Source organism: Streptomyces sp. NPDC021115, from assembly GCF_044333065.1.
Taxonomy (GTDB): Bacteria; Actinomycetota; Actinomycetes; order Streptomycetales; family Streptomycetaceae; genus Streptomyces.
Genome location: NZ_JBIRQF010000058.1, coordinates 1 through 2,813 on the forward strand (window position 1 = coordinate 1; position 2,813 = coordinate 2,813).

The window sequence follows — 2,813 nt, forward strand, 5'->3', positions numbered from 1 at the left end:
CGGGAGTGGCCCGCGGCGGGTCGGCCGCGGCGTGCGGGGGTGTCGTCGTTCGGGATCAGCGGGACGAACGCGCACGTGATCGTGGAGGAGGCCGCGGCGGTCAAGAGTCCCGTGGCTGAGGGCGTTTCGGGTGTGGTGCCGTGGGTGGTGTCGGGCCGTTCGGTGGAGGCCTTGCGGGAGCAGGCGAAGCGGTTGGCACGTCATGTGGGAGAGCAGTCGCGTGTCGGGGACGTGGGCTGGTCCTTGGTCTCACAGCGATCGCTGTTCGAACACCGCGCGGTCATCACGGGTGCCGACCGTGAGGAGTTACTGGCGGGGGTGCGTGCCCTGGCCGAGGGCTCTACGGCGGACAACCTGACGGTGACGCCCCCCACCACACCCCCTGACGACAAGCGCGGCATCGTCTTCGTCTTCCCCGGACAGGGCTCCCAGTGGGCGGGCATGGCAGGGGACCTGCTCGCCCACTCACCGGCTTTCGAGGAGCAGATCCGGGCCTGCGACCGGGCCCTCGCTCCGTACGTCACCTGGTCCCTGCTCGACGTACTGAACGGTGTGGACGGCGCGCCTCCGCTGCAACGGGTCGACGTCGTCCAGCCCGCTCTCTGGGCCGTCATGATCGGACTGGCCGCGGTATGGCGGTCCTTGGGCGTACGGCCCGACGCGGTTGTGGGCCACTCCCAGGGCGAGATCGCTGCCGCCCATGTCGCGGGAGCGCTGTCCCTGGAGGACTCGGCGAAGATCGTCGCGGTCCGCAGCCGGGCCCTGCTGCGTCTGGCGGGCACCGGCGGCATGGCCTCCGTCGCCGCCCCGGCCGACGACGTGCGCACACTGCTGGCCACCCTGGGCGGACACGCCGAGATCGCTGCGGTCAACGGCCCCTCCTCGACCGTCGTGTCGGGCGAACCCGAGCCACTCGACGCGCTCATGGCCCGCTGCGAGGCGCGCGGGATCGTGAGCCGCCGTGTCGATGTCGACTACGCCTCCCACTCCACGAGTGTCGAGCCATTGCGCGAGCTGCTCCTCGCGGAACTCGCCGGGGTCACCCCCACAGCGTGCGACACCGCCTTCTACTCCAGCGTCACCGCGACCGCTCTCGACACCGCGCGGCTGGACGCCGGCTACTGGTACGAGAACCTCCGACGGACTGTCCGGTTCCAGGAAGCCGTCCAGGCTGCCGCCGACGCCGGCCATGGATACGTCGTGGAGTCCAGCCCGCATCCCGTACTGACCGCGGGCGTTGCGGAGACGCTCGGTGGCGAGCGGACCGTCGTGGGTTCCTTGCGCCGAGACCATGAGGCCGTACAGCAGATCCTCACGAACGCGGCCCGCCTCCACGTGAGCGGCCTGCCCGTCGACTGGTCGCCGCTCTTCCCCGGGGCGTGGCCGGTGGAGTTGCCGACGTACGCTTTCCAGCGCCGTTCCTACTGGCTGCGGGAGGACGCGGCCGTGGTGGATGTGGCGTCGGCGGGGCTGGAGGCGGCGGGGCATCCGCTGCTGGGCGCGGTGGTGGAGCGGCCCGACGGGAGTGGCTGGGTGTTCACCGGCCGACTCTCGCCTACGGCCCACCCCTGGGCCACGGACGTACCGCACACCGTGCTGCTCGAACTGGCCCTGGCCGCCGCCGACCAGGTGGGCTGCGACCGGCTGGAGCGGCTGACCGTCGAGACACCCCTCCGGGTCGGGCGGATCGCCACCGATGTACGGGTCGTGATCGACACGCTCGGCCGCGGACGCTGTTCCGTCACGGTCTTCTCGCGCACCTCCGGTACCTGGGTCCGGCACGCCACCGGGGAACTGACCGAGACCACCGTCGGCCTCGTCCGGGCGGACGTGGATCCTCCAACTGACGCCGCCTGGAGTCAGGTTGAGCTTCCGGCCGACACCGACCCCGCCGGATACGGCATGCACCCGGCGCTCCTCGCCGCCGCACTGCGCCCGCTCACCGACACCGGAGTACCCCGCGCCTGGTCCGGAGTCGAGCTGTACGCCACCGGCGCAACCACACTCCGCGTGCTGCTGACGCCCACGGGAGCCGACACCGTACGCCTGTCTGCGGTGGACGCCATGGGCGAGCCCGTGCTGAGCATCTCAGAAGTGACGGTACGTCGGCTGAGTTCGGAGACTCCTGAGGCGCGCCACCCCGCCCACGACCACGACGACCTGTTTCACCTGGACTGGACCGCCCTCGGCAGCCACGCCCCCCTGTCTTCCTCCGACTCCTGGTGCGTGCTCGGCTCCGAGGCGCTGGCCCTGTCCGGTGCCGTGGCCTACCCCGACCCGGCCACGCTGGCCCGGTCCGCCGATGTGCCCGACACCGTGCTCCTTCCCTGCATGGACACGGACGCGGACTTGGACGGCGCCGCGCGGGAAATGCCCGGCGCGGCCCATGCCACCGCCCAGCGCGTACTGGCCCTGCTGCGAGGCTGGTTGGCCGAGGACCGGCTGGCCGACTCGCGCCTCGTCGTCCTCACCCGTGGAGCCGTGGCCACCGCTCCCGACGAGGGCGTGAGCGCGCTGTCCGCCTCGGTTCTGTGGGGTCTGCTGCGCTCTGCCCAGACCGAACACCCCGGCCGCTTCGTCCTCTTGGACGTCGACACCCACCCGGACCAGGACAGCCTGGCCGCCGCCCTCGCAAGCGATGAACCCCAACTGGCCTTGCGTAAAGGGACCTTGCTGGCTCCCAGGCTCACCCGGACGACACCGGGCGCCCTCCAGGCCCCGGTGTCGTTGGATCCTGAGGGTGTGGTGTTGGTGGTGGGCGGTACGGGGGTGCTGGGGTCGCTGCTGGCGCGTCATCTGGTGGTGGGGTGTGG

Annotated in this window: 1 protein-coding gene and 1 pseudogene; both read left to right on the forward strand. The window is 71.6% G+C overall.

The features are described 5' to 3' along the window. Positions 1-81: 81 nt before the first annotated feature. Positions 82-219: pseudogene (locus ACH4TL_RS45745) on the forward strand (hypothetical protein); the annotation flags it as partial. Positions 220-243: 24 nt separating this feature from the next. Continuing rightward, a partial coding sequence (locus ACH4TL_RS45750; protein ID WP_398332125.1) for an acyltransferase domain-containing protein occupies positions 244-2,813 on the forward strand: 2,570 nt, incomplete at its 3' end.